The 2,898-nt window shown below is 75.5% G+C and carries 3 protein-coding genes; all 3 read left to right on the top strand.

Going from position 1 to position 2,898, the window contains the following annotated elements; all coding sequences use genetic code 11:
- The coding region (locus tag LLG88_05060; protein MCE5246277.1) for a cyclic nucleotide-binding domain-containing protein at window positions 1–1,161 on the top strand (1,161 nt) is incomplete at its 5' end.
- Complete coding sequence (locus LLG88_05055) at window positions 1,158–1,616, top strand: response regulator (protein MCE5246276.1); 459 nt, start codon at window positions 1,158–1,160, stop codon at window positions 1,614–1,616. The genes LLG88_05060 and LLG88_05055, both read left to right, overlap by 4 nt.
- Entirely contained in the window at window positions 1,616–2,881 is a 1,266-nt protein-coding gene (locus tag LLG88_05050) for a hypothetical protein (GenBank protein MCE5246275.1), read from the top strand. The genes LLG88_05055 and LLG88_05050 overlap by 1 nt, the downstream gene beginning before the upstream one ends.
- Window positions 2,882–2,898: the final 17 nt, after the last annotated feature.

Here is a 2,898-nt window from a genome sequence, read left to right as displayed (position 1 = left end):
CTGCGCCGGCCGGAGACGGCCGAGGCGGTGCGGCGCGCCGTCCCCTCGGTGCTGGAGCGGATCGGCACGCCGCGCGCGGTCGCCGCGCTCGTCGCCGCGCTGCGCGGCCGCGACCGCGCGGTCGCCGAGGCGGCGGCGTCGGCGCTCGAACGGACGCGGCTGCGGGGCGGCGGCTTCCGGCCGATCGAGACCCGCGAGGCGCTGGAGTTCGCGCTCGCCGAGGCGCGGGACCTGCGCCGCCTGCGCGAGGCGCGGCGGGCGCTCGACGGCGCGCCGGGGCCGGCGACGAGGCTCCTCGCGGCGTCGCTCGGCGACGCGGCGGCGACGCGGCGGGCCGCGGTCTTCCGCCGGCTCTCGCTCGCCTACCCGGCGCGCGACATGGCGCTCTGCCGCCGCTGCCTCGCCGAGTTCGACGCCGAGCGGCGGAGCAACGCGGCGGAGCTGCTCGACAACCTCCGGCCGCGCGCGCAGTGGCGGCGGCTGCTGCCGCTGCTCGAGGGGGACGGCGACGCGGCGGCCGCGCGGGGCGACGCGCGGGCGGTCGTCTTCGACCTGCTGTCCGACCCCGAACCGTGGCTGCGCGCGGTCGCGCTGGCCGCGGCCGCCGAACTCGAACCGGCGCAGGCGCGCGCCGCGGCCGACGCCGCGCGCACCGATCCCGACCCGCGGGTGCGCGACGCGGCGCTGGCGCTTCTCCGCCCGCGGCGCGGCGCGGCCGACGAGGACGTTCCGATGAGCTTGATCGACAAGGTGCTGGCGCTCCGCCGCCTCGACCTCTTCGCCGAGATCCCGGCGGAGCAGCTGTCGCTCGTGGCGGCCGTCGCCCGCGAGGCGACGTACGCGCCGGGCGAGGTCGTCTGTCGCCAGGACGACCCGCCGGGCGACCTGATCCTGATGCTCGACGGCGACGTCGAGCTGGAGCGGGACGGCAAGCCGATGGGACGGCTGGCCCCGGGCGAGGCGCTCGGCGCCTTCGGGCTCTTCGAGGACGCGCCGCGCCCGGTGACGGCGCGTGCTACGGTAAGGACCAGCGCGCTGCGCCTGGACCGCTGGGGCTTCGAGGACGTCTGGACCGAGAACCCCGAGCTGGCCCGCAGCCTCGTGCGCCAGCTCGTGCGCCGGATTCGCCGGGCGGCCGAGGCGCAAGGAGCGATGCGATGAACCAGAACGGCGGCGGGCGGGTCCTGATCCTCGACGACGACCCGCTGGCCACGCAGACCTTGGACAGCCTGCTCCGCCTCGAGAGCGACTTCGAGCGCGTGGTCTGCACGACCCCCGCCGAGGCGATCGGGCGTCTTCGGGAGACGCCGGTGGACGCGATCCTCTCCGACTTCGTGATGCCGGAGATGGACGGGCTGGCGTTCCTCGCCAAGGCGCGCGAGCTGCAGCCCGAGGCGGCGCGGATCCTCCTCACCGGCTACGCCGACAAGGACAGCGCGATCCGCTCGATCAACGAGATCGGCCTCTACCAGTACATCGAGAAGCCGTGGGACAACGACGCGCTGCTGCTGACGCTGCGCAACGCCTGCGAGCGGACGCGCCTGCTGCGGGCGCTCAAGGACCGCGACCAGTCGCTGGAGTCGCTGCGCCAGCGGATCTTCCGCTCGCTCCTCTGATGCCCCGCCCCGACGTCTTCGAGCTGCTGCCCGAGCCGGCGAGCGTGCAGTCCGCCGAGCTCGCGGTGCGCGGGCAGAACCCCGCCTCGCGCGCCGCGTACGGCGACGCGGCGGGGCGTCCCTGCCACCGCGCCTTCTTCGGCCTCGACGCGCCGTGCCGGGGCTGCCTCGCGCGCGAAGCGCTGCGCCGCGGCACGACGGAGCGCTGGTACATGGTCAGCGGCGCCGCGCCGGGCGAGGTCGGCGCGACCTACCTCGAGGTCACGTGCGTGCCGTTCCGCGGCGCGGACGGCGCCGCCGCGGGGTTCGTCGAGACGCTGCGCGACGTGACGACGACGCTGGGGGTGGAGAACCACCTGATCCGCACGTCGGAGGCGCTGAGCGAGGAGATCGACGCCCGCCGCGAGGAGGCGCGGCGGATCGCCGGGCGGGCCGAGGAACTGCAGGAGCAGGTGCGCAACCTGCTCGAGGCGCGGGCCGACGCGCTGCAGACGGAGAAGATGGCCTCGATCGGCCGCCTCGCCGCCGGCGTGGCGCACGAGATCCACACGCCGCTCTCGACGATCGTCGCCAACCAGGACCTGCTGCAGCGGCGGCTGAAGCGGCTCGAGGAGCTGCTCGCCGCGCCGGCGACGGAGGGGTTCGACGAGCGGCTGCGCGCCGAGATGCCGGTGCTGCGGGAGCTGCTCGACCTGCACGGGCTCGCCGCGGCGCGGATCCAGAAGATCGTCCGCTCGCTGCGCCTCTTCGCGCACCTCGACCGCGCGGAGCAGGAGCTGGTGGACCCGCACGAAGGGATCGACGCCTCGCTGGCGCTGCTCGCCCACGAGACGAAGGGGCGGATCGAGGTCGTGCGCGACTACGGCCCGATCCCGCACATCCTCTGCCGTCCCGACGCGATGAACCAGGTCTACATGAACCTGCTGCAGAACGCGGTGCAGGCGATCGAGGGGAAGGGAACGATCCGCGTGGCGACCCGCTGCGACGGGCCGGACCACGTGCGGATCGAGTTCCACGACACCGGCTGCGGCATCGCCCCCGAGGACCAATCGCGGATCTTCGACCCCGGCTTCACCACCAAGCCGCGCGGCATCGGCACCGGGCTCGGCCTCGCCATCAGCTACCGCACGGTGGACGAGCACGGCGGCCGCTTCCTCGTGACGAGCCGCGTCGGCCACGGGACCTGCGTCGCCCTGCGCCTGCCGGTCGCCGGCCACCGCGACCTCCCGCCGGAGCAGCCCCCCGAGACGAACGCCGGCGAGTAGCGGGGCGGCCGATGGCC

This window comes from bacterium (assembly GCA_021372775.1).
Classification (GTDB): domain Bacteria; phylum Acidobacteriota; class Polarisedimenticolia; order J045; family J045; genus JAJFTU01.
Note: the sequence above shows the minus strand (reverse complement) of the source record. Positions and strands in the feature narration are given on the sequence as shown.

Excerpts from the sequence above, each read along its gene's own strand:
- LLG88_05055 (MCE5246276.1), top strand. The coding sequence starts at position 1,158 with ATGAACCAGAACGGCGGCGGGCGGGTCCTGATCCTCGACGACGACCCG.
- LLG88_05050 (MCE5246275.1), top strand. The coding sequence starts at position 1,616 with ATGCCCCGCCCCGACGTCTTCGAGCTGCTGCCCGAGCCGGCGAGCGTG.